This window comes from Carboxylicivirga linearis (genome assembly GCF_018271995.1).
In the GTDB taxonomy this organism is placed as follows: Bacteria; Bacteroidota; Bacteroidia; order Bacteroidales; family Marinilabiliaceae; genus Carboxylicivirga; species Carboxylicivirga linearis.
In genome coordinates this window covers 16,872-40,454 of the sequence record NZ_JAGUCO010000023.1, presented here as the reverse complement: position 1 = coordinate 40,454, position 23,583 = coordinate 16,872, and the positions used below count along the sequence as shown (strand labels likewise).

Annotated in this window: 14 protein-coding genes; 8 read left to right on the top strand and 6 right to left on the bottom strand. The window is 36.8% G+C overall.

Features of this window, described 5'->3' with window-relative positions; genetic code table 11:
- Positions 1-79: 79 nt before the first annotated feature.
- From KEM10_RS19305 to KEM10_RS19295, 3 genes are all read right to left on the bottom strand, one after another.
- Positions 80-1,339 (bottom strand): TolC family protein, encoded by a 1,260-nt coding sequence (locus KEM10_RS19305; protein WP_212218293.1) that lies wholly within the window; start codon positions 1,337-1,339, stop codon positions 80-82.
- Positions 1,326-5,213, bottom strand: coding sequence for an efflux RND transporter permease subunit (locus KEM10_RS19300; RefSeq protein ID WP_212218290.1), 3,888 nt, complete (start codon positions 5,211-5,213; stop codon positions 1,326-1,328). Before KEM10_RS19300 ends, KEM10_RS19305 begins: the two co-directional genes overlap by 14 nt.
- A gap of 154 nt (positions 5,214-5,367) precedes the next feature.
- Complete coding sequence (locus KEM10_RS19295) at positions 5,368-5,742, bottom strand: HYC_CC_PP family protein (protein ID WP_212218287.1); 375 nt, start codon at positions 5,740-5,742, stop codon at positions 5,368-5,370.
- 454 nt (positions 5,743-6,196) lie between these two features.
- Between KEM10_RS19295 and KEM10_RS19290 the strand changes: the two genes are divergently transcribed.
- From KEM10_RS19290 to tsaA, 5 genes are all read left to right on the top strand, one after another.
- Entirely contained in the window at positions 6,197-7,918 is a 1,722-nt protein-coding gene (locus tag KEM10_RS19290; protein ID WP_212218283.1) for a peptidase domain-containing ABC transporter, read from the top strand.
- Between the two features lie 3 nt (positions 7,919-7,921).
- Entirely contained in the window at positions 7,922-9,283 is a 1,362-nt protein-coding gene (locus tag KEM10_RS19285; protein ID WP_212218280.1) for an HlyD family secretion protein, read from the top strand.
- Between the two features lie 9 nt (positions 9,284-9,292).
- Positions 9,293-10,717, top strand: a complete 1,425-nt coding sequence (locus KEM10_RS19280) for a TolC family protein (RefSeq protein ID WP_212218277.1) — start codon at positions 9,293-9,295, stop codon at positions 10,715-10,717.
- Between the two features lies 1 nt (position 10,718).
- Positions 10,719-11,375, top strand: a complete 657-nt coding sequence (locus KEM10_RS19275) for an NAD(P)H-binding protein (RefSeq protein ID WP_212218274.1) — start codon at positions 10,719-10,721, stop codon at positions 11,373-11,375.
- A 176-nt stretch (positions 11,376-11,551) separates the two neighbouring features.
- On the top strand, positions 11,552-12,043 hold the full coding sequence (tsaA, locus tag KEM10_RS19270) for a tRNA (N6-threonylcarbamoyladenosine(37)-N6)-methyltransferase TrmO (protein WP_212218271.1): 492 nt from the start codon (positions 11,552-11,554) through the stop codon (positions 12,041-12,043).
- 85 nt (positions 12,044-12,128) lie between these two features.
- On the opposite strand, the gene KEM10_RS19265 is transcribed toward tsaA, so the two are convergent.
- From KEM10_RS19265 to KEM10_RS19255, 3 genes are all read right to left on the bottom strand, one after another.
- Positions 12,129-12,317 carry a cold-shock protein gene (locus KEM10_RS19265; protein ID WP_212218268.1) on the bottom strand — a complete coding sequence of 63 codons (189 nt, stop codon included), beginning with the start codon at positions 12,315-12,317 and terminating at the stop codon, positions 12,129-12,131.
- A 159-nt stretch (positions 12,318-12,476) separates the two neighbouring features.
- Positions 12,477-12,911 carry a hypothetical protein gene (locus KEM10_RS19260; protein WP_212218265.1) on the bottom strand — a complete coding sequence of 145 codons (435 nt, stop codon included), beginning with the start codon at positions 12,909-12,911 and terminating at the stop codon, positions 12,477-12,479.
- A 38-nt stretch (positions 12,912-12,949) separates the two neighbouring features.
- Positions 12,950-14,188, bottom strand: a complete 1,239-nt coding sequence (locus KEM10_RS19255) for a serine hydrolase domain-containing protein (protein ID WP_212218262.1) — start codon at positions 14,186-14,188, stop codon at positions 12,950-12,952.
- A gap of 118 nt (positions 14,189-14,306) precedes the next feature.
- On the opposite strand from KEM10_RS19255, the gene KEM10_RS19250 reads away from it, so the two are divergent.
- The 3 genes from KEM10_RS19250 to KEM10_RS19240 all read left to right on the top strand — a co-directional run bounded on the left by KEM10_RS19250 (position 14,307) and on the right by KEM10_RS19240 (position 23,570).
- Positions 14,307-15,056, top strand: coding sequence for an SDR family oxidoreductase (locus KEM10_RS19250; protein ID WP_212218259.1), 750 nt, complete (start codon positions 14,307-14,309; stop codon positions 15,054-15,056).
- A gap of 77 nt (positions 15,057-15,133) precedes the next feature.
- Entirely contained in the window at positions 15,134-18,871 is a 3,738-nt protein-coding gene (locus KEM10_RS19245) for a hybrid sensor histidine kinase/response regulator transcription factor (protein ID WP_212218256.1), read from the top strand.
- A gap of 166 nt (positions 18,872-19,037) precedes the next feature.
- Positions 19,038-23,570 carry a rhamnogalacturonan lyase family protein gene (locus tag KEM10_RS19240; RefSeq protein ID WP_212218253.1) on the top strand — a complete coding sequence of 1,511 codons (4,533 nt, stop codon included), beginning with the start codon at positions 19,038-19,040 and terminating at the stop codon, positions 23,568-23,570.
- Positions 23,571-23,583 lie beyond the last annotated feature (13 nt).

Here is a 23,583-nt window from a genome sequence, read left to right as displayed (position 1 = left end):
TTTTCAATTGATTGTTGTTGTTGAAAGTCAATGACATTTTATTAAAAAAATCTACTGACTAATTACTAACAGACTAATCTTATTTGCCCATTAAGTAGTAAATAAAAGCAATAGAAGCCAGTTTGTCTGTTCTGGCTTTTTCCAGTTCCAATTGATATTTTAGCATACGTTTTTGCATTCGAAGCATCTCTTCAAAATTGCTGTTTTGATTGGCATATTCGGTCTCAATAATTCGCAATGACTTGGATGATAGTAATAGCTGCTTTTCGAAAAGCCTTAATCGACGTTCTGCATCCGTCATTTCGTTGTAGCTTTTTTCCAGAATATTTTCCAGAATATTGGTCTGATTGCTTTTGTCGTTGGTTACAGCTTCTTGCTGGTAAACCACTTCCTGCACTATACTCTTGTATTTTTTTCGATACAGCGGAATGCTAAAACCAATCTTTGGAAACAATATGGCATCCTTTCCTGAAAGATTATTCTCTCCTTTACCTATAAAAGTGTAGTCGATACCAATACTAAAATTCGGACCACCGGCTTTTTGGGCTGCTTCTTTTTGATATTCAAGGGCAGATGTGTTTAAATCCATTGAAAGCAAAACATGGTTTTTAGCTTTGATGGAATCCATAATGGCCTCTTTTCTCAAAAGTAAATCTGTTGAAATAATAGTATCGCCAACAGCTATTTCAGATGTGGTGCCAATTAAGTTCTTGAAGCTGGTTGTCAATAATGATTGTGCATCTCTAAGCTGAGCCAATTCATTTTCAAGATCATTTATTTCCATCTCAATCCGATATTGATCAGCTGCCGATACTTTGCCTGCTTCCACTTTGGCTGTTGCCACACCTCGAAAGGATTGCAAAATGGTCATATTCTCCAGGGTAATATCAATGGCTTTTTGGTTGAAGTAGATATTGTACCAGTTGGCCTTTACTTCCTGAAACAACTTTGATTTTTGTTGTTCAAACATTTCATATTCAGCCTTAGCATTGCTTATAGCAGCATTTTCGCGAGCCTGCAAAGTTCCAAACCATGGAAACATTTGCGAAGCCGATATTTTGAATTCCTGGGGCCCCACGCGAGTTTCAACTGGCTGAATAAAATAAGCAAAAGCGATTTGTGGATCGGGCAGGGCAGATACCTGCGGTGCTTTTTCCAAGGCTGCCATGTATTTATTAAATGCAGCTTTTAACGATGGATTGTTTTCGGCCGCCAGCGTCAGGTAATGATCCAGATTGTCCTGAGCCAATACATTATTGCCAGCCCATCCCAATAGAATCAAAAGAATACTCAATGCACTTTTTAATAATGTTTGATATCGTAATTTATTTGGTTTCATGGTTTTCTCCTTTCATCGTTTTTGATTTCCATAAGTAATACAGAACCGGAACCACAAACATGGTGATGACTTCGATGGTCATTCCTCCGAATAGCGGAATGGCCATAGGCACCATAATATCTGATCCCTTACCGGTTGAGGTAAGAACCGGAAGTAGCGCAATAATGGTAGTGGCAGTGGTCATAATAGCCGGACGAACTCGTTTGGAACCGGCTTCGAGAATCACCTTCTTCAAATCCGCTTTGTTTTGAGGATTGTGTTTTTCCAGTAATTGCTGAATATAGGTACTAATCAACACACCATCGTCGGTGGCTACACCAAACAAGGCAATAAATCCTACCCAAACAGCCACACTAAGGTTGATGGGTGTTATCTGGAATAAATCCCTCAGGCTAATACCGGCGAGAGTAGCGTCCATAAACCAGGGCTGAGCGTACAACCAAAGCATGATAAAACCACCTGAGAATGCCACTATAATTCCTGAAAAAATAAGCGCTGTCGACACAACGGATCGGAATTGAAAATACAAAATCAGGAAGATGATGATAAGCGAAATGGGGATCACCAGACTTAATCGTTTGGTTGCTCTTATTTGGTTCTCATAATTACCTGTGAACTTATAATTGACACCTGCTGGTAATTCAAAATTACCCTCTGCAATTTGATTTTTGAGATAAGCCTGAGCTTGTTCTACCACATCCACTTCGGCAAAACCATCTTTTTTATCAAAAATGACATAACCGACTAGGAAGGTGTCTTCACTTTTAATCATCTGTGGTCCCCGGGTATACTGAATTTCGACCAACTCACCCAGTGGCACCTGAGCTCCATTATTTACCGGTATCAGGATGTTTTTCAGATCTTCGGGGTTATCACGAAACTCACGTGCGTAACGCAATCGAACAGGATAACGTTCGCGACCTTCTACTGTGTTAGTTAACGGCATTCCGCCAATAGCACTTCCTATCACCATTTGAAGCTGACTTATGCTCATTCCATATCGGGCAATGGCATCACGATCTATCTTCATTTCAAGGTATGGCTTACCAACTACACGATCGGCAAATACAGATGAAGGATTAACACCTTCAACATTCTTTAGAAGATTTTCCAGTTTCAAACCCGTTTGTTCAATGCTTTCCAGACTAGGCCCAAAGACTTTAATTCCCATGGGGGCCCTCATTCCGGTTTGTAACATCACCAAACGCGTTGAAATAGGCTGTAACTTAGGAGCTGATGTTAATCCCGGAATCTGACTTTTTGATATGATTTCATTCCAGATATCATCGGGCGATTTAATTTCATCTCGCCATTGTCTGAAATACTCTCCATTTTTATCAGTAATCAGATAATCAGCAATATTTGCTTCAATTCGTTTTACTTCTTTTTCTGATAAGGAAGCATTTTTCCACTTATCATTAACGTACAATTGTATTTGATGTGTATCCTTATCGTATCTGTATTTAGATACATTTTCTGATAGCTGCAGATCTAAAAAATATTTCTCATCCTTATCAACCTTGTAGCGTTCACGATGTCCTTTATCGTTAAGAATATACTCCGATTTATAATTGATTACATTTTCGTACATGGAAGTTGGAGCAGGGTCGAGGGCTGAATTTACACGTCCCCATTTACCAACTACCGACTCAACTTCAGGAATGGAACTAACTACTTGATCGAGCAAGCGAATTACATCCAGATTCTCAGCAATGCCTGAATGAGGCATGGTTGTTGGCATTAGTAGAAAAGAACCTTCATCCAGCGTAGGCATAAATTCTTTACCTATACCCGGAAATTCTTCACTCAACGAAATGTAAACACCTGTGTTTTGAATGAATTTTGGCATAAAACCAAAAACTTTACCAAAGCCTTGCCATACCATCAGACCAAATAATATAATAACTATAGGTACGGAAATGAAGGTGGCAATATGATTCAAACACCAGCTTAGAATACGCTCGTAATAATAGATAACCAGCGATAAAGCTCCCAGAACCACAGAAACAATTAATATTACAAACAGGAAGTTGGCAAATGTAGAATTCTGGGCACCTAATGGCATCCAAATTTTTGTAAGGAAGAAGACAACTACTACCAAACTGATGGCAATGTTTGCAAAATTGCCCCACCACTCATAAATGGCAGGTTTTACTTGTGATAGTAAGCCATTAATACCATAGGCAGAAATAGCCAAGGCAATTAAATTACCTGAAATAATAGCCAATACAACTCCGGCTGCTATTAAAGCAATGTTGGTAAATGTTTTATGTTTCTTCTTACCTGTTCTTAAAGAAAAAATCAGATTTGCCAGACTTGGAATGATAATCAATCCAATCAATAAAGCCGAAAGCATGGTAAACGACTTGGTGTAAGCCAATGGCTTGAATAATTTACCTTCGGCTGCCTCCATGGCAAACACCGGTAAAAAACTAATAATTGTAGTGGCCAGCGCAGTGATAACCGCTCCGGCTACCTCTGTTGTGGCAACGTATATTACCTGACGGAGTTGTTTTCCCTTTGCCCCTTTATTTTCAGGTAAATCAAGATGCCTTATAATGTTTTCGACAAAGACCACGCCCACATCAACCATAACACCAATGGCAATGGCAATACCCGATAGTGCTACAATATTAGCATCAACACCAAAGTGTCGCATGGTTATAAATGTGATGAGCACACCTAACGGCAGTAAGCTGGATATTAGTAGGGAAGCTCTCAGGTTGAAGACCAATACAATTACAACCAGTATGCTGATGAGTAATTCCAGGCTGATAGCTTCTTCCAATGTGCCCAGTGTTTCTTTGATTAACCCCGTACGATCGTAAAATGGAACCAGAGTTACCTTCGAAATTGTTCCATCGTCCAATGTTTTAGAAGGAAGGCCGGGAGCTATCTCAGCTATCTTTTCTTTCAGGTTGTCGATGGTTTTCATGGGGTTGGCACCATATCGGGCAACCACAACACCGCCAACTGCTTCAGTACCGTCTTTATCTAATCCGCCACGTCGGGTTGCAGGGCCAAGGTTGATTTTAGCAACGTCTTTTAATCTAATCGGAACATGATTTCTAACGGTTACAACACTCTTTTCAAGATCTTCAATGTTTTTAATATAACCAATGGCTCTTACCAGATACTCGGCCCGGTTCACCTCCAGAGTACGAGCACCAATATCAAGGTTACTGTTTTTAACCGCTGCTATTATTTGCGACAGATTAACGCCGTAGCCTTTCATGGCAAACGGATCGACATCCACCTGATATTCTTTAATAAATCCACCAATGGAAGCTACTTCTGCAACACCTTCGGCAGATGATAAGGAATATCTAACGTAGTAGTCCTGCACAGTTCTTAATTCCTGCGGATTCCAACCTCCAGCAGGATTACCTTGCTCATCACGTCCTTCCAGTGTGTACCAGTAAATCTGACCTAAAGCAGTGGCATCAGGCCCCAAAGCCGGTGCTACTCCATCAGGTAATGTGCCGGATGGTAAGGAGTTCAACTTTTCCAATATTCGTGTTCGGCTCCAGTAGAACTCTACATCATCATCAAAAATGATGTAGATACTGGATAATCCGAAAATGGAGTTGCTTCGAATGGTTTTAACACCCGGCATACCCAACAGAGCCGATGTTAGCGGATATGATATTTGATCGTCAATATCTTGTGGAGACCTCCCGGGCCATTCGGTATAAACTATTTGCTGGTTTTCGCCAATATCTGGAATGGCATCAACGGGTACCGGATCGCTTGGTAAGAAGCCGGTATTCCAACCAAAGGGAGATGTAATGATTCCCCAGCTGATAAATACCACTAATACCAGTAATGTTACCAGCTTATTTTCCAGAAAAAAGCGGATAATTTTATTTAGCATTTCAAAATGATAATATGGTTATTGAATTGATATTAACCTACGGACCAAATAATAGAACATGTAAATCCATTATAAAGCCTCAATTTTAAGTGTATAAACAATGTGCAATAACAATCTATTGCCTACTGCCTAAAAACTAATAAACTTGTGAGAATCAATTCAAATAACTTTGAAGAAAAGAAAGGCGAATGCCTAGATCAGGCGGTGGTGGAGAAGCTACAATTTCAACGAAATCTTCAGTTTCTTCTTCAATTATATCAGTAAAAAGAAAGAGTACCGGAGCCATATAAACAAAAGGAACGTTTATTTGAGCATCCATTACCAAATTGAAGTCATCTTCCACCTGAAAATGATGTGTTTCGTTATGACAACATTTGGAAGTTCCTTCGTTGCCACAGCAACTTTGGGCTTTTTTATTAATACTTACATCCACTAATCTTGTACCACAATAATGCTTCGAAACTGTAAATCCCATAGTGGAAGTCATCAGTAACAATGCCATTAGTATATGTGCGATTTTTTGGATCATAATTATCAATTACCTACAAAATAAACACATTAAGAGGAAATAAGTTGAATGATGGCTGTTAAACACATGTTAAAGTAATAATAAGATTTTTGTGATGTAAATTCATAGTGCTATTAAAGAAATAATACGGGTTTAAAAGAGTTGTAGTATAGTTAGATAGCTTAATATTACAACAATTAACATAAATTATAAAATCAAGATGTTTGTTTAATTGTTTATTAAACTTAGATCGAGATCATTGATCCGGATGTAATCAGAGTCAGTTATAAATCATTTAATAAAAAATACTTAATGTTGATTGTTAGGGGCCTTAGATCCTTAAATGATTATAAAATTCAATGATTAATATTGGTTTGTTTGGCTAATGATATGTTCATATTTGGTATAAATTTTGCTTAAATTGGGCTTTGAAATAATGAAGGCTTTAAGCGTAATAAGTTAAATAATATAAAACATGGAGTACAACGTTAAACTGCCTTTCAGGCGTTTTATAAAGATGCTAAAAGTTGATAAACAAGATATTTTTAGTATTTATATATATGCTATTTTTAATGGGTTAGTTTCTTTGTCGCTTCCCTTAGGTGTACAGGCAATTATCAACCTGATAACAGGTGGACAGGTTTCAACTTCATGGATTGTACTGGTGACTATTGTGGTTTTAGGGGTGATATTGAATGGAGTGATGCAGGTGATGCAAATGAGCATTTCGGAAAATATACAACAGAAACTGTTTGCCCGTTCAGCCTTTGATTTTGCCTTTCGTATTCCGCGTATCAAGCTGAGTGCTTTAGACGGACATTATGCTCCTGAATTGATGAATCGTTTTTTTGATACCCTCACCATTCAAAAGGGAATCTCTAAAATTCTATTGGATTTTTCATCTGCTATTCTACAGGTTTTGTTTGGGATGATATTATTGTCCATTTATCATTCATATTTTATTTTATATAGTGCAATATTATTGTTGATTGTATTTGTAATATTCAGATATACAGTCAAAAATGGTTTGATAACAAGTTTAAAAGAATCGACTTACAAATATAAGGTAGCTCATTGGCTTCAAGAACTAGCACGTGCGCAGGATACCTTTAAAATGGCCGCGAGTTCAAATCTTCCTCTTGAAAAGACGGATGAATCTGTTTACGGTTATCTGAAGTATCGTAAAAATCATTTCCGAATATTGGTTATTCAGTTTGTTAACTTGATCAGTTTTAAAGTGATAATGATTGCTGGTCTGTTGATAGTTGGCGGATTGCTGGTGATTAACCAACAGATGAACATTGGTCAGTTTGTGGCAGCTGAGATTATAATTTTAATGATTGTTACTTCGGTTGAAAAGCTGATGACACTAATTGAAACTGTTTATGATGTATTAACATCGGTAGAAAAGATGGGATCAATAACGGATATGCCATTGGATTGTGATTTGGGTGAAGATATTGATTTATCGAAATCAGAAGGATTTCATATTGATATTGAAAATTTAAGTTATTCATTTACCAAAGATTCAACCAATGAAGTGTTGAAAGATTTGAATTTGACTATTAAGCCAGGGGAGAAAATTTGTTTATCTGGTTTCAACGGTTCAGGAAAATCAATGCTATTGAAACATTTGGGTGGAATGTACGACAGTTATAGTGGTAATATTTTATTCAACCAGGTTTCGATGAAAAACTGGAAAAATAATGAACTGCGTTCTGAAATAGGATCTTGTTACTCAAAAGCAGAGATTTTTGCCGGAACAATTTTCGAAAATATCACATTAGGAAAGTCCAATATATCAAAGATTGATGTGGAGAAAGTAGCTGCTATCATGGGTTTCAATTCTTATGTCGACTCATTGGAAGAAGGTTATGATACCCTGCTAATTGCTGAAGGTAAGAATATTCCCAAAAGTGTACGCCTAAAGATTATAATGGCTCGTAGTATTGTGGTAGAAAGCAGATTGATATTGTTGGGTGATTTAATAAATCAATTAAATGAAACGGATCGAAATCAGTTTATCACTTACGTGTTAAGTCTGAAGTCAACAGTTATTGTTACATCTAACAACCCGGCAGTTGCTGAATTGTTTGAACGAGTGTTAGTACTGAACAGAGGCGAATTAATAGCAGATGGAGTACATGAGAAAATGAAACATTTGGGTTGGTATAAAAACGTTTTTCAAACAAAATAAACTATGCTAAATATTTCTCAAGATATAGAAGTGGCTTCAAAGATTGATAAAAGCAAACTGAAGTCATTTGCCTTAGTAAAAAATTACATGGCAGGTAAACTATTTACCAGGCTGTTGTATTTGTTTTTCTTTGCTTTATTGCTGTCTATGTTTTTACCATGGACTCAAAATATACGATCCACAGGTTATGTAACGGCTTTAAAACCCGATCAACGTCCACAGACCATTCACTCTGTTATTGGAGGACGTATTGAGAGTTGGTATATTCAGGAGGGTGATTTTGTGAAACGAGGAGATACTATTTTGTTTTTGTCTGAGACCAAAGCAGAATATATGGATCCGGAGCTGTTAAGCCGAACTCAGCATCAGATTGAGGCTAAAGAGATGGCTGTTCAGAGTTACATGGAAAAGATTAAGGCCTTGGACGAGCAGATCAGAGCCTTATCACAGACTCAACGATTAAAGCTGGAGCAAACTCAAAACTATGTAAAACAGGCTGTGTTGAAAATTGAGTCGGATAGTATCGATTACGAAGCCAGTAAAACCAATTATGAAATTGCTCAACGTCAGTATGAAAGAACGCAAAAGTTATATGCTGATGGTTTAAACTCACTGACAGAGTTAGAATCGCGCAAACTGAAGATGCAGGAAACACAGGCCAAAATGGTGAGTGCCGAGAATAAACTACTTACCAGCAGAAATAATCTGATTAACTATAAGGTAGAATTATCATCTATTCGTAACCAGTATCGCGAGAAACTGAGTAAGTCTGAATCAGATAAATATTCGGCAATGTCGGCGCTGTACGATGCAGAGGCAACACTGAGTAAGATGCAGAATCAGTACATGAACTATTCGGTTCGCACCGGTATGTATTATGTATCGGCACCTCAGGATGGTTATATTACTAAAACCATACGCAGTGGTATTGGAGAAACGGTAAAAGAAGGCGATCCTTTAGTTAGTATTATGCCAGCTGATTTTGAGTTGGCGGTTGAAATGTATGTCGATCCTATTGACTTGCCATTATTACATGTAGGTGACAAGGTACGATTTATGTTTGATGGGTGGCCTTCAATTGTCTTCAGTGGATGGCCTAATATTTCTTTCGGTACCTTTGGAGGTAAAGTATTTGCTATTGATAATTTTATAAGTGACAATGGTAAATATCGTATATTAGTTGAACAGGACAAGGAAGAGGTGGCATGGCCGGAGCAGTTGAGAATAGGTGCTGGAGCTGATGGTATTGCTTTATTGAAAGATGTACCTGTTTGGTATGAGATATGGCGTCAGATGAATGGATTTCCACCTGATTACTATACCGCTCAGGATAAAAAAGATGCATCAGCAAAAAAGAAGAAATAAGTTTTTAGTATGACCGGTAAGCGTTTCGTATTAGCACTATTAGTAGTTTTTAATGGATTGTGGCTGAAAGCCCAAACTGACTCATCTGTTTTTACTTTACAACAATTACTTTGGTATGTAGAGCAATATCACCCTGTGTCTATACAAAGTCAAATAGTTGTAAGTCAGGGAGAGAGTGGTGTTAGAAAGGCTCGTGGTAATTTCGATCCATATCTATTTGCAGGTCTCGATCAGAAATATTACGATGATAAGGAATATTACAGCTTATTAGGTACAGGATTAAAAGTGCCTACCTGGTACGGTATTGAATTAAAAACAGGGTTTGATCAAAACCGAGGATATAATCTCAATCCTCAGAATATTGTTCCGGATGATGGATTATGGTATGCTGGAATTTCGGTGCCGGTAGGTAAGGGATTAGTCATTGATAAGCGAAGAGCGGAACTAAAGCAGGCAAAATTATATGCTCAGTCGACAAAGGCCGAGCAGGAAAAAATGATGCTTAGTTTGTACTTTGATGCGGTTAAAAAGTACTGGGATTGGGTGGCTGCATACAATGAGTATCAAGTATACAAAGAAGCTGTTGAATTGGCACAGATTAGGTTAAGAGCCATTAAAGGAAGTCATGAATTTGGCGACCGATCAGCCATTGATACTTTGGAGGCCCATATTGTTGTACAAAACCGGCAGCTAAGCAAAAAAGGAGCGAAGTTGAAATATGATAATGTTACCCTTGAGTTATCGAATTACCTATGGTTCGAGAACGGAGTACCATTAAATATTAGTGAAGAGATGCATCCGCCTGTTTATGCTGCTGCAAATAAGGCTGATGGAATTTCATCCGATTCATTGAATATTTTGTTGAATAACCTGGGTTTTTCTCATCCCGACATGCAGTTGATGGATTACAAACTGGCTTCTCTAGAAATAGATCGAAAATTAAAACGAGAAAGCTTCAAACCGAAGTTAAACCTGAATTATAACTTTTTGAACGAGGCGCACGGAGGCAACGTTTTTCAGAGTTATTCCATCAATAATTATAAGTGGGGATTTAATTTTAGTATGCCTGTTTTTCTGCGAGAAGAACGAGGAGCGTATCAACAAGCTAAATTTAAAATACAGGATGCTGAAATAAAGCAGAGTCAGAAACTTTTAGAGCTTCAAAATAAGCTTCTTAAATATTACAATACTCAAACGGCTTTATCGGAGCAAGTTGAATTATATGCCGATGTGGTTAAAAATTACAATCGAATGCTGGATGCTGAGAGGCAGCGTTTTGAATCAGGTGAGAGTTCGTTGTTCTTAGTAAATACGCGCGAGAATTACATGATTGACGCCCGCTTAAAGATGATTTCCTTACTGGCAAAATATAATGTGTCGATTGTAGGAGTTGGGTATGCAGCTGGCATTCCTATATTTAAAAGCGAAGATTAAGATGGGAAAAACGGCAATTGTTATAGGAGCTACCGGTTTAGTAGGATCACATGTGGTTAAGCAATTGCTGAATGATGATTTTTACAGTGTGGTCAAGGTATTTACGCGAAGATCATTGGAGGATTCAAACCTTAAATTGAAAGAATATATTTGTGATTTCGATCAACTTGATCAGATAAGAAATGAGATAACGGGTGATGTGCTTTTTTCTGCTATGGGCACAACATTAAAGCAAGCCGGAAGTAAAAAGCAGCAATACAAAGTTGATTATACCTACCAACATGAGTTTGCTAAAATAGCTGCGCAAAACGGAGTAAAACAATATGTTTTGGTTTCATCAATGTCAGCCAATGCCCAATCTAAGGCTTTTTATCTAAGAATAAAAGGAGAGCTGGAGGAGGTAATTCAGCAACTGTCTTTCGAAAAGATATGTATTCTACGGCCTAGTGGCTTAATGGGGGAAAGACCTGCTAAAAGAAAACGTGAGGAATTGGGGATTGCGGTGATAAATTCAATTGTTAAGTTTATTCCCGGATTGAGAAAATATCGTGGAATAGAAGGGATAATAGTAGCGAAAGCAATGATTAACTTATCAAAGCTATCTGCAGCAGATAAAGTAATGACCATCAGCTTGGATGATATTTTTCAATATGCATAATTATTAATCGAGCCATCTGATTAATAATCGGTTCGGCAATCTATTCGAAAGAAAATTCAATTTTCAGGAATAGTGTAAAATGAATTCTCCATCCTTTTTAAGGATTAAAGGTCAGATATATGTACCTTGCAATCCCTGTTCAGCATCTGATCCTTCTAATTTTCAAATTTAAATCTATGAGTAGATCAATCATTGAATTACAACCAATCGGTATTATACATACTCCGTTTCAATCGATAGAAAATATGCCTATACAACCCAAAGCTGCTGAAAACGTGGAGGGAACCATAGAGATTTATCCTGAATTTGAGGAAGGCCTTCTCGATTTAGAAGAGTTTTCTCACATCACTTTATTTTATCATTTTCATAAAATTAGCGGGTTCCAACTTAAGGTGAAGCCATTTATGGATACTGTTGAACATGGAATATTTGCTACCAAATCACCCAAACGTCCTAATGCCATTGGTTTATCAACGGTTGAGCTGCTCTCGATTGAAAAAAATATCATTCATATAAAAATGATAGATGTGCTGGATGGAACTCCGTTGTTGGATATCAAACCGTTTTTTGCCAAATTCGATAACAGAGAAAATACCAAAGCAGGCTGGCTCGACAGGCAGTCTAACCTTCAGGTTGATAAGCTCCGGTCGGATGACAGATTTAAGTAAATCAAGTAAAAAATAATCACAAAAAAAGCGTATCTGATTGTCAGATACGCCTTTCCAGGTATTGTAAGTAAATACGTTATATAGATTATACTACTTTCACATTTACGGCATTCATACCTTTTTTACCTTCGGTTAATTCAAATTCAACTTCGTCACCTTCACGAATTTCATCGATTAAACCAGTAACATGTACGAAATGCTCTTTACCATTATCTTCAGCGATAAAACCAAAACCTTTAGCGTCGTTGAAGAATTTTACTTTTCCTTTATTCATCTTTTGCTTATTAAAAATATGGTGCTAAGGTAATCTAATATTTCGATTATCCACTATATTTTATAAATTATTGAAAATTAATCTTTTAATAATCCTATTATTATATAGATAATCCTTGATAACAGCGGGTTATACGAGTGTCGAAGAGTTGAAATTTTTTTAATATTCATAGAGTATAGGTTGGATAAATTCTTCAATATTTAAAATTACACTACTACCTTCTACTTGTAAATCTTGTATATTAAAACTTATTTCCTTGGTGAAATAGGCATCGCAAAGTTCTTCATTTTGTAACGATAGTCGCAATGTGCGCTGTGGCGGATAGGATTCAGCTACCGCTTCTGAGTCAATTAATTTAACAACCCAGGTGGAGCCATCGCAACCACTTGAACCAAAATTTATTATCAAACAATTATTTTGAATCTTAGCACTTACAATGGTTAAAAAATCATCAGGAGCATTCTGATATTCTTCGTTACTGATAATTACAGTTTGATCGCATTCTGATGGTGTTTCTTTATCATCATCTTTCTTGCATCCTGAAAATAGCAATACAACTATTAATAGTAATATGGTATGAATGAAGCATCTCATATTTAATAGATGCTGATGAAACTAAAAGGTTGCTTTATTTATTGCATGGCATTGTAAACTATTTCTTTAAAGTCTTTATGAAAAGATGTTGTGTTCCCTGGCATCATTTGGGTAAAGGCTAATCCAATGACATTGTTTTTAACATCGATCCAAAAATGGGTATCTGCAGCTCCTTCCCATGAAATTTCGCCTTTGTATGGATAACTTCCTTCTGGATTGTCTACTAATTGAAGCTTATACCCGATTGTCCAACCTGTGTTATTCCATGCTTCTTTGCTATCAGGCATTTGATTATCGTATAAAAAGGCAATGGTTTCAGGTTTAAAAATTCTTACACCATCAAGTTCTCCTTTATTTAATATCATTTGACAAAAGCGAGCATAATCCATCATTGTTGATTGTAATCCTCCGCCTCCCATTAAAAATACGGCCGGTTTAGTAAATCTGCTATCTTCGATGCTTTCCAGGCTTTTAATACCCTTAACACTATCAGGTGCGTAGACTGCAGTGTACCGATCTATCTTTTCTTTTGGAACAGCAAAACCTGTATCCTCCATTTTAAGAGGAACAAAAATATTTTCGGAAAGAAAGACATCCAATTTCTGTTTGGATAAGACTTCTATCAGGTAGCCTAATACATCAATTGAAACACTGTATTCCCATTTTTCGCCAGGTTGGAATTTTAAAGGAGCCTTAGCAAGACGTTTTATTTTAGGCTCTAATAGTTCGTCCCATAAGAGAAGAGAATCAGCTCTGTAAACTGAATCAACGTACGAATCAGGGGCCCAGCCATAAGTAAGTCCTGAAGTGTGTGTTATTAAATGACGGATGGTCATAGAAGGATTTTGCTCAACCAATACAGGCATACCGTTTTCCATGTCTTTAAACACCTTAGTGTTACCAAATTCGTGTATGTATTTTGCAACCGGATCATCTAATTGGAAAAGACCTTTTTCATAAAGCTTCATCAATGCCATTGAGGTAATACTTTTAGTCATTGAATAGATACGAAAAATACTCTTCTCTGTCATTGGTATTTGGTTATCAATATCAGCCCAGCCATAAGCGTTTTGTTGGATTAACTTGCCATCTTTCACCAGCATTGTTGTGATACCGGCAAGCTGTTTGTTGTCGATATATTTTTGCATAGCTGTATCTATGCTATTGCTAATAGTAGGATTTAAACCAACTTCCTCAGGTAATACTTGAGGGAAAGTTTGCGGATGATGACATTGATACAGAAGGGGGATTAATAGAAATAAAGCTAATTTTTTCATAGTCTGGTATTTAATTGCTTAATGAAGATATAAAAAGTTACTAAATAAGCAATAGATTCTTTATTGCGACTCTTAAGGTTTAATGTATTATCTTTCGAGTTATAACATGAGACAGGCTATGGATTTAGTAAATAAAGTATCTCTGATAACCGGAGGTGGAAATGGAATAGGCAAAAGTGTTGCTAAAGAATATGGTCAACAAGGAGCTATTGTTTTAATTGTTGATAAAGATTTAGTTGCTGCACAAATAGTGGTAGAAGAAATTAAATCATTCGGTGGTCAGGCTTTTGCTTTTCATGTTGATGTTAGTAAACCATTTGATATTGAAGATTTATTTGAAAAAATCAGAAAGGATTTTGATCGTTTAGACATATTAATAAATAACGCCGGCATATCGAAATTTACTTCTCCTTTTGAATTATTGGTTGACCAATGGGATGAGGTGATAAATACCAACCTGCGAAGCGTATTTTTGTGTTCAAGGGAAGCGGTTAAGTTAATGCGAAAGAATAAGGTTGGAAGTATCGTTAATATTGCTTCTACAAGAGCATTAATGTCGGAGCCTAATTCGGAAGCATATGCAGCTTCTAAAGGTGGGATAGTGGCTTTAACTCATGCAATGGCTGCCTCTTTTAGCAAGGATAATATTCAGGTTAATTGTATAAGTCCAGGTTGGATCGAAACAGGAGACTATTCTCAATTGGATGAAGCAGATCATGTTCAGCATTTGTCCAATAGAGTTGGTAAACCTGAAGATATTGCTAAGGCATGTTTGTATTTAACACAAGCAGGTAATAACTTTATCAATGGAACTAACCTGATTATTGATGGCGGGATGACCAGTAAAATGATTTATGAGGAGCTTTAATATCTTTACTAAAGATCTAATAAACTAGTTGTTATAATTTGTGTCGCCAATAAATACTTTATAAACCTAACGATTAAATGTTTGTAAAAACAGAATTAGCACATATTGGAAAAGATAAAAGGAAGGTGCAATTAATGGCAAGTTGCTGGATAATTCTAGTTTCTTTTCTCAATCATTTGAGTCCTGTTTTCTCTATGGAGAAAAATTTAAGGTTTACTCATATTACTGTTGAAGATGGTTTATCTCAAAATACCATTAATGGAATTGTAAAAGATAAGTATGGTTTTATGTGGTTTGCCACCTGGGAAGGCGTCTCAAAGTACGATGGTTATTCATTTCAATCTTTTTATGCCAGTGCCAGTGATGAAAACGGTTTAATCAGTAATCGCATAAGTAATATTTATCTTGATTCAAATGATAAAATCTGGGTGACTGATGGTAATGGATCATATTCTGTTTATAACTATAATCAAGATAAATTCATAACAGTTGTAATTGATTCTGTGTCGCAGGAAGTAACTGATGGATTAGCTAGAAGTATTTACAGAACAGAGTTGTATGGTGATACGGAGTGGTTTATTAATGAAAAAGACAGTATTTTACTGGCAACATTTCACGATGGTTCAACCAAGCGATATTACAAAACTCTTTTTGATGATGATGGCCTTAATGATGAAAATTTAACTGATTTATTTATTGATGAAAGTGGAATAATATGGGTGGGGACAGAAAGCAGTGGCGTGAACAAAGCCGATATTGGAGCCAAGCCCTTTTATCATTATAAATCAATACCATTTAATTCAAATTCGTTGGTTGATAATGTGGTAAGGGCTGTTCTGGAAGATAAGGATGGAAATTTGTGGGTAGGAACAACGAATAAAGGCGTGACTAAAATTGATAAATCGGGTACCTATAGCCATTATACTTCTCAATTAGATGATGATAGATCGTTGATTGATAATAGAATTAGATGTTTATTTGCTGATTTTGAAGGTGATGTTTGGATAGGTACGCGAGGAGGCTTGAGTAAGTTTTCTCCTGTTAGTGGTACTTTTCGATCTTATTCGAAGTTTGTGCCTCCTTATTTGCCTCATAATTCTATTTATTGGATGATGGAAGATCATGATAATGTGTTATGGATTGCAACTTTTAATGGCCTGGCAAGATACGATAGGCATAAAGATGAGTTTGTAGCATATCAGTCAGATAGCTTATTAAATAGTAACAAGGTCAGGTGCGTTTTTGAAGATAGTCGTAATTGGCTATGGGTTGGAACCGAGGGGGGAGGCATTAGTGTATTGGAGAGAAAGAAAGACTTCAAACAGAATGGGCAACTAAATAAAATTAGAGAATACCGTTACGTCAACAATACGTTATCATCTATTCCCAGTAATGTTATTCATCAGATTAAAGAAGATAGGAATGGTTTAATGTGGATTGGCACTAATAAAGGACTATGCCGACTTAACCCTGATTCAAATGAATTATTTTCTATTAATAGAGAAACAGGTTTTCCGGATGATTTAATTATGGGAATTGAATTTGATGATGAAAACAATATATGGGTAAGTCATAAAAAAGGTTTAACCAAAATTTCTTTTGATGAGAAGGGAGGAATGCTTTTACGAACTTACACTGTTTCAGATGGATTGCAAGGGAATGAATTTAGCCATAATGCTAGCGAATATAGTGCAAAAAATAAAAGAATGTTTTTTGGAGGAAGTAAAGGCTTAACGGTTTTCAATCCAGATAGTATTCAGGATAATTTGTTTCTGTCTAATACGCTTATCAATGAAATAAGAATTAACAACGAGAAAGTTTCAGTAAACGAGTTGGTTAATGGAAAAGTATTACTTACTGAGTCCGTTTTAAATACAAAGTCAATACGTATTGATCATTCAGTTAAGACCTTGGGAGTTGGATTTGTTGGATTGCATTATTCAAATCCTGAGAGTAATCAATATGAATATATGTTAGAAGGATTTGATGATGATTGGGTTTTGGTGGATGCATCTCATCGTGTGGCAAGTTATTCAAATCTGGCACCGGGTAATTATATTTTTAAAGTAAAATCATCTAACTGCGATGGTATTTGGAATCCGGTTCCGGATACGTTGGAAATAGTAGTCCTTCCCCCATGGTGGAAAACCAACTGGGCTTACACAGGCTACATTGCACTAATGCTGCTTTCAATTGGTTTCATCTTGCATTTTGTAAGGTGGAGAGAAAGGTTAAAACATCAACTGCTAGTAGAGAAATTAAAAAAAGAGCAAGTACAGGCCATAAATAAAGAAAAAACAGAATTTTATAAACTTATTTCTCATGAGTTGAGAACACCTTTATCTCTTATTATTGATCCTCTGGAGCAGATTTATTCGGGTAATGTAACAAAGGAATCGGAGAGAAGTATTTTAAAGATGATGTTACAGAATTCGAAGCGCATGAAGCAATTGTTGAACCAACTTCTTGAATTCAGTAAAATCGATTCAGATTTAAAGGGAGATACTAAAGAAGGCGATCTTCTGGTTTCTATTCGTCAGGTGTATAATTCGTTTGTCGATCAGGCTCAGAAAAGAGGTATACAACTTTTGTATTCAACTGGTCAGTCTCATATATTTTGTGTTTTTGATGAAGACAAAATTCAAAAGATTGTGACAAATCTGCTGTCAAATGCCATTAAATACACTCCCGATAATGGAATTGTGAATCTGGTTGTTAAGCTCAATACGGTAAAAGAATCGTATAATGTACTTATAGAAGTTAGCGATTCAGGAATTGGTATACCCGATGAAGAGAAAGAACAGGTGTTTAATCAGTTTTATCAACGAAAGGGTATTAAGCCTTTTAAAGGAGACAGCGTTGGACTTGGGCTGTCAATAGTAAAAAAACTGGTTGAAAAACTGCAAGGTTCTATTCGTATTGAAGACAATCATCCTAAAGGAAGCCGTTTTATAGTAAATCTAAAATTACAACTGATAACCAATAGATTAACGAATGTAGAACCTGAAAACAATTCTGAGTTAGAATTGCATGTTAATAAAAGTACAGCCGATGATGAAAAGAATTGGGTGTTGTTGGTGGATGATAATCAGGAAATAGTGAATTATCTGAAGGATATACTAAGTCCTTATTTCAATGTTAGTACAGCCTCTGATGGAGAATCGGCATTGAATATTGCTATAAATGAAGTTCCGGATTTGATAATTTCTGATGTGATGATGCCCGGTATGAGTGGAATGGAATTCTGTCAGAAAATAAAAAGCGATAAAAGAACAAGTCATGTGCCCATCATCCTTTTAACAGCTAAAGGTGGTGAAGAAGTTCAGATTGAGGCATATGGGAAAGGCGCAGATATCTATCATGAAAAGCCTTTCAATAGTAAATTATTAATGAATCAAATTCAGAGTCTCCTGAAAAGCAGAAGTGTTTTTAAGGAATATTTATCAAAAAATAACCCTGAAGAGATTCAAAAAGATTCAGTTAATTCTGCTGAGTATGAATTTGTAAAGACTTTAATTGGGCTGATTGATGAGAATATGCAAAACGCTCAATTTGGACCGGATATGCTAGCTGATATGATGGCAATTAGTAAACGACAACTTTATCGTAAAGTAAAAGCCTTAACTGATCAAACAGTACACGAGGTAATAACAGGTCAAAGGATGAAAAAGGCAAAAGAATTATTACAAACAAAAAAGCATACCATCGCCGAAATAGCATTTTTGATTGGCTATTCTGAAGCTTCAAATTTCTCCAGAACCTTCACAAAACTGTTTGGAGAATCACCAAGTGCTTATCAAAAAAGAATAGGTTAGTAAGGATTTGGTAATGAAAGGGTAATGTTGTGTTTTATGTAGCCTTGTGTCATCATTTGATAGGTTGATGTCGTTATTTGATAACGCTTTTGGTGCTATACTTCCTAATATTGTGACTTCTTAAATCAGGTCGTTATTATAAACGATTCACTAATTTCAATGAATAATGAAGTCAAGAATTCTTATTGTTTTTACTCTATTAATAGCCAGCTTGGGAGTAATCAAAGCTCAACGGCAAATGGAACAATTAGGTAGAGGTGTTGTTGTTACCCGTACAGGTACCAATAGTGCTTTAGTTAGTTGGCGTTTACTCGGAACCGAACCATGGAATATTGGTTTTGATGTTTACAAAATTGCCGGATCGGGTGAAGCTCAAAAGCTTAATAGTTCTGTATTGGAGCAAGGAACTAATTTTACTGATAATGCACTGAATTCATCGGTAAACAACTCCTATTATGTTGTACCTGTTTTAAATGGAGTTGAGCAGGAGGCCAGCGCTTCGTTTACTTTAAAGGCTAATACAGTAGCTGAGCCTTGTATTGTGGTTCCTTTGCAAGGAAATAAACAAATTCATTTTGTATGGGTAGGCGATTTAGATGGAGACGGAGAGTATGAATATGTTCTTGATAGGTTAGATTTTGGTGGTGGAGGCTGTCAGGTTGAAGCTTATAAGATTGATGGAACACGTTTGTGGTCTATCGATATGGGGCCAAATAGTACCAATATGGATAATATATCACCCGGATCTTCAACCATTGATGTGGGCCACTGGGATGGTGTAACAGTTTATGATATGGACGGCGATGGTAAGGCTGAAGTGTTATTAAGAACAGCTAATGGAGTTGTCTTTGGCGATGATGGAGTACTTGAGCATAGCAATAATAATGTGCAGTTTGTATCAGTAGTGGATGGTATGTCCGGGGCAGAACGAGCTCGTGCTGAAATACCAAACAATTATATTAATGTGGGCCCATTGGCTTGCAGCATGGGTATTGGCTATTTAAATGGTGTTACACCAAGTTTGGTTACTTTTATGAAGAACCGAAATTCTGATGGTTCGTTTAATCGTTTGGCATGCGCCTGGGATTTTGATGGTACTAATATTACCCTAAAATGGAAAACCAATATGCCATTTGGTAATAGTTACGGAAGCGGTAGTGACGGACATCAAATGCGCATAATAGATGTTAACGGAGACGGAATTGATGATGTTGGTCAGTGTGGTTTTGTGCTAAAAGGTGAAGATGGTTCGCTCTTATACAATTTAGGTGATCAGGGTATTGAGCATGGAGATCGTTGGTTTGTGGGTAAATTAGATCCTACACGTCCCGGATTACAAGGGTATGGTATTCAGCAATACAATTCAATTTTAGATTACTATTACGATGCAACCAAGGGAGAATTAATATGGAAGCATACAACACCTGATGGTAGCGCAGGAGATGTGGGCCGTGGCTCTGTGGGTGATCTGGATCCAACTAAACCCGGATATGAAGTATGGCAATTTGGTGGATTGTATAATGGTCCAAGTAATGAGTATGTTGGATCAACCTATCCTTATCCTAACCTTCGTATTTGGTGGGACGGTGATTTATTAAGTGAGAACCTTAACGATAGTAAGTTTGAAAAATATCATTACCAAACTAAAAGTGTAAGCCGATTGCTAACTGCCTGGCATTATCATAGTGCAACCGGAAGTGCCAGAGCCGTTCCTATGTTTTACGGTGATATTTTTGGTGACTGGAGAGAGGAGGTGATTTTTACCAGCAGCGATTTTTCAAAGCTGATCATTTTCACCACTCCTAATGAAACTCAGCATAGAATCTACACACTTCCTCATAATCCGGCATATCGTAATTGTATGACCATTAAAGGGTATATGCAATCACATATGGTTGATTATTATTTGGGAGCGGATATGACTACCCCTCCAACACCGCCAATTCAAACAGCTGACTGTATATGGAAAGGCGACGGGCAAGATAACGTTTGGGATATAAATCAATCAACCAATTGGAACGTAAGTAACACTGATGGGGTATTTACGCAAGGAAGTGATGTATTATTTGATATTTCAGGTAATCCTGATACAACAATAACACTGATTGGCGATTTACAACCCTCAGTGGTTAAAGTGATAAGTCCTGTAAATTATTACTTTAACGGAGATGGAGGTTTATCCGGAACTACCGGAATTGTAAAAGCCGGATATGGAGCCCTTTCAATAAATACATTTAATACCTATTCAGGAATTACGAATGTTGAAGAAGGTGCTGTATTTGTTAATGACACCATTACCCAAACTGATGTAGTGGTTTATCCAGGTGCAGAGATTGGTGGAAAAGGTAAAATCTCTAAATCATTAACATTAATGCAAGGTGCTCAGGTTTCACCCGGAGCATTGGGAGAAGTTGGAACATTGCAGGTTGGCAGTGATGTAGTGATTTCTAATTCAGTTCAGCTAAACTTCGAATTAACAGACGATTCTACAGGAGTAACAAAACCTTCGGATAAAATAATAATTGATGGTAACTTATCAATCGAGGAAGATATTGCTTTAAATATTATTGAAGCTGACGAAATAATTAAGCCAGGAGAATATCCGCTTATTGCTTATACCGGACAATTAACCGGAGAATTAAGTAATATTGATATTCAAGGCTTGGCAGGTAAGAAAACTACTTTAAAGGATTCTATTAACACTATCTTTCTTCTTATTGAAGGAGCCCGAAGTGTAGAAAATATTAAATGGAGTGGAGACTATGGTGTTTGGGATTTACAAACAACTCAAGGCTGGTTATTGAATGATGAATCTGTAACATTCGTAGCAAACGATACTGTTTTATTTGATAATACCGGGTTAGCTAATTCAACGGTTACAATTGAAGGAGATTTGCCTGTTGGAGGTATTACTGTTAACGTCAACGACGGGGATTATTCATTTACCGGATCAGGTAATATTGGCGGTACAGGTTCTCTTGAGAAAAATGGAAATGGAAAACTTACTATCACAACCAATAATAGTTTTACCGGAAAAACAGTAGTTAATGGGGGTACATTTGAAGTGAATAGTATTAAAGAAGCTGGAGTGAACAGTTCTATTGGAGCCAATACATCAATCCATCCTTCGCAATTTGAAATTAATGATTCGAAATTGAAATATATCGGATCAGCATTGTCATTGACTGATAAAGGTCTAACACTTGGCGGTGCTTCAGATACAATCGATATTACCTATACAAGTGGAGCTTTTATTGTAGAAGGAGTAGTAGCCGGATCTGCTGATTTAGTAAAAACAGGAGTTGGAACATTAACGTTTAAAAACAACAATTCATTTGTTGGTGATGTATTTATTAAAAAAGGTGAACTGTTGCTAGGTAGTGAGTTAGCAAATGTTGAAGGGATTAATGGTGATATTTATTTCGAAGACGGAACCTTATCAATGGCCATGGGAGGTTATACCGAGTTTACCAATAACCTAATTGTTCCCGCCGAAGGAGTAGGTACCTTTAACACTGATGACAGATGTAACTACCGGGGATCACTAACAGGCTCAGGTACATTTAATGTACGCCTGAACGGTACTATCGATCGGAATGTGTTTTTTGGTAATTGGTCTAATTTTACTGGAACCATCAACATTACCGGCCCTGCAGACACTCGTTTCCGTATTGCTAATTCGTATGGTTATGGTAATGCAACCGTTAACCTTGGTAATAGCATGGGAATGTATCACGGAGGAACAGGTACTACAGGAGGTGATAATGTAGCAACAACTGTTGAAATTGGAGCATTAACCGGGCCGTCAAGTTCAAGATTGTTCGACGAGCGATGGGTAATTGGTAGTAAAAATATTGACTGTAGGTACAGTGGAGTGATTGAAGGTTATTCTGTGCGAAAAGTGGGTACGGGTTCTCTATCCTTAAGCGGTCAAAGTACCTATTCAGGGGGTACTGTAATTGATGAAGGTTATTTAATTGCCCGTAACATTGGAGGAAGTGCCACAGGTACAGGCAGAGTGACCATTAATTCTGATGGATATTTAACGGGTATGGGAGGTGTTAACGGATCCGTGACTGTTAATTCCGGTGGATGTATTGTACCTGGTTTAATGGATTCGCAAACCCTTACTGGACTTAGTTTAAGGGGTAATGTTATATTCCGTTCAGGTAGTAAACTTCAAATAGAAGTATATAACAGTAATAGCAGTTGTCATTTAATCAGAGCGAGCAATAATCTTATCGAGTTAAATGGTACTCTGGAGTTGATTGAAAAAACGGACACTCCTTATCAGGCCGGAGATGAATTTGTTATTGTTAACGGTTCAAATATTAGTGGTGAATTCGAAGCTATTATTCCTGAAACACCCGGTGAAGGATTGGTTTGGGACACTTCTGAATTGGTAAGCGCAGGTAAAATAAAAGTTACTACGGCAACCAATATTGGAAATGTAGTGTTTTCATCCGAATCATTTAAGGTTTATCCTAATCCTATTGAGAATATCATGTATGTTCAATCTTTAAGTGGATCTGAAATTAATAAGGTAGTTATCCAGGATGTTAATGGAGTTAAACTTAAAGAAGTTGAAATCAATTCAACAATGGGACAAATTGAAACAGCTGATCTGAACTCAGGTGTATTATTACTTAAAATATGGGTAGGAGATACTATTGAAGTACAAAAAATTATCAAGAAATAATTCAACATTATAA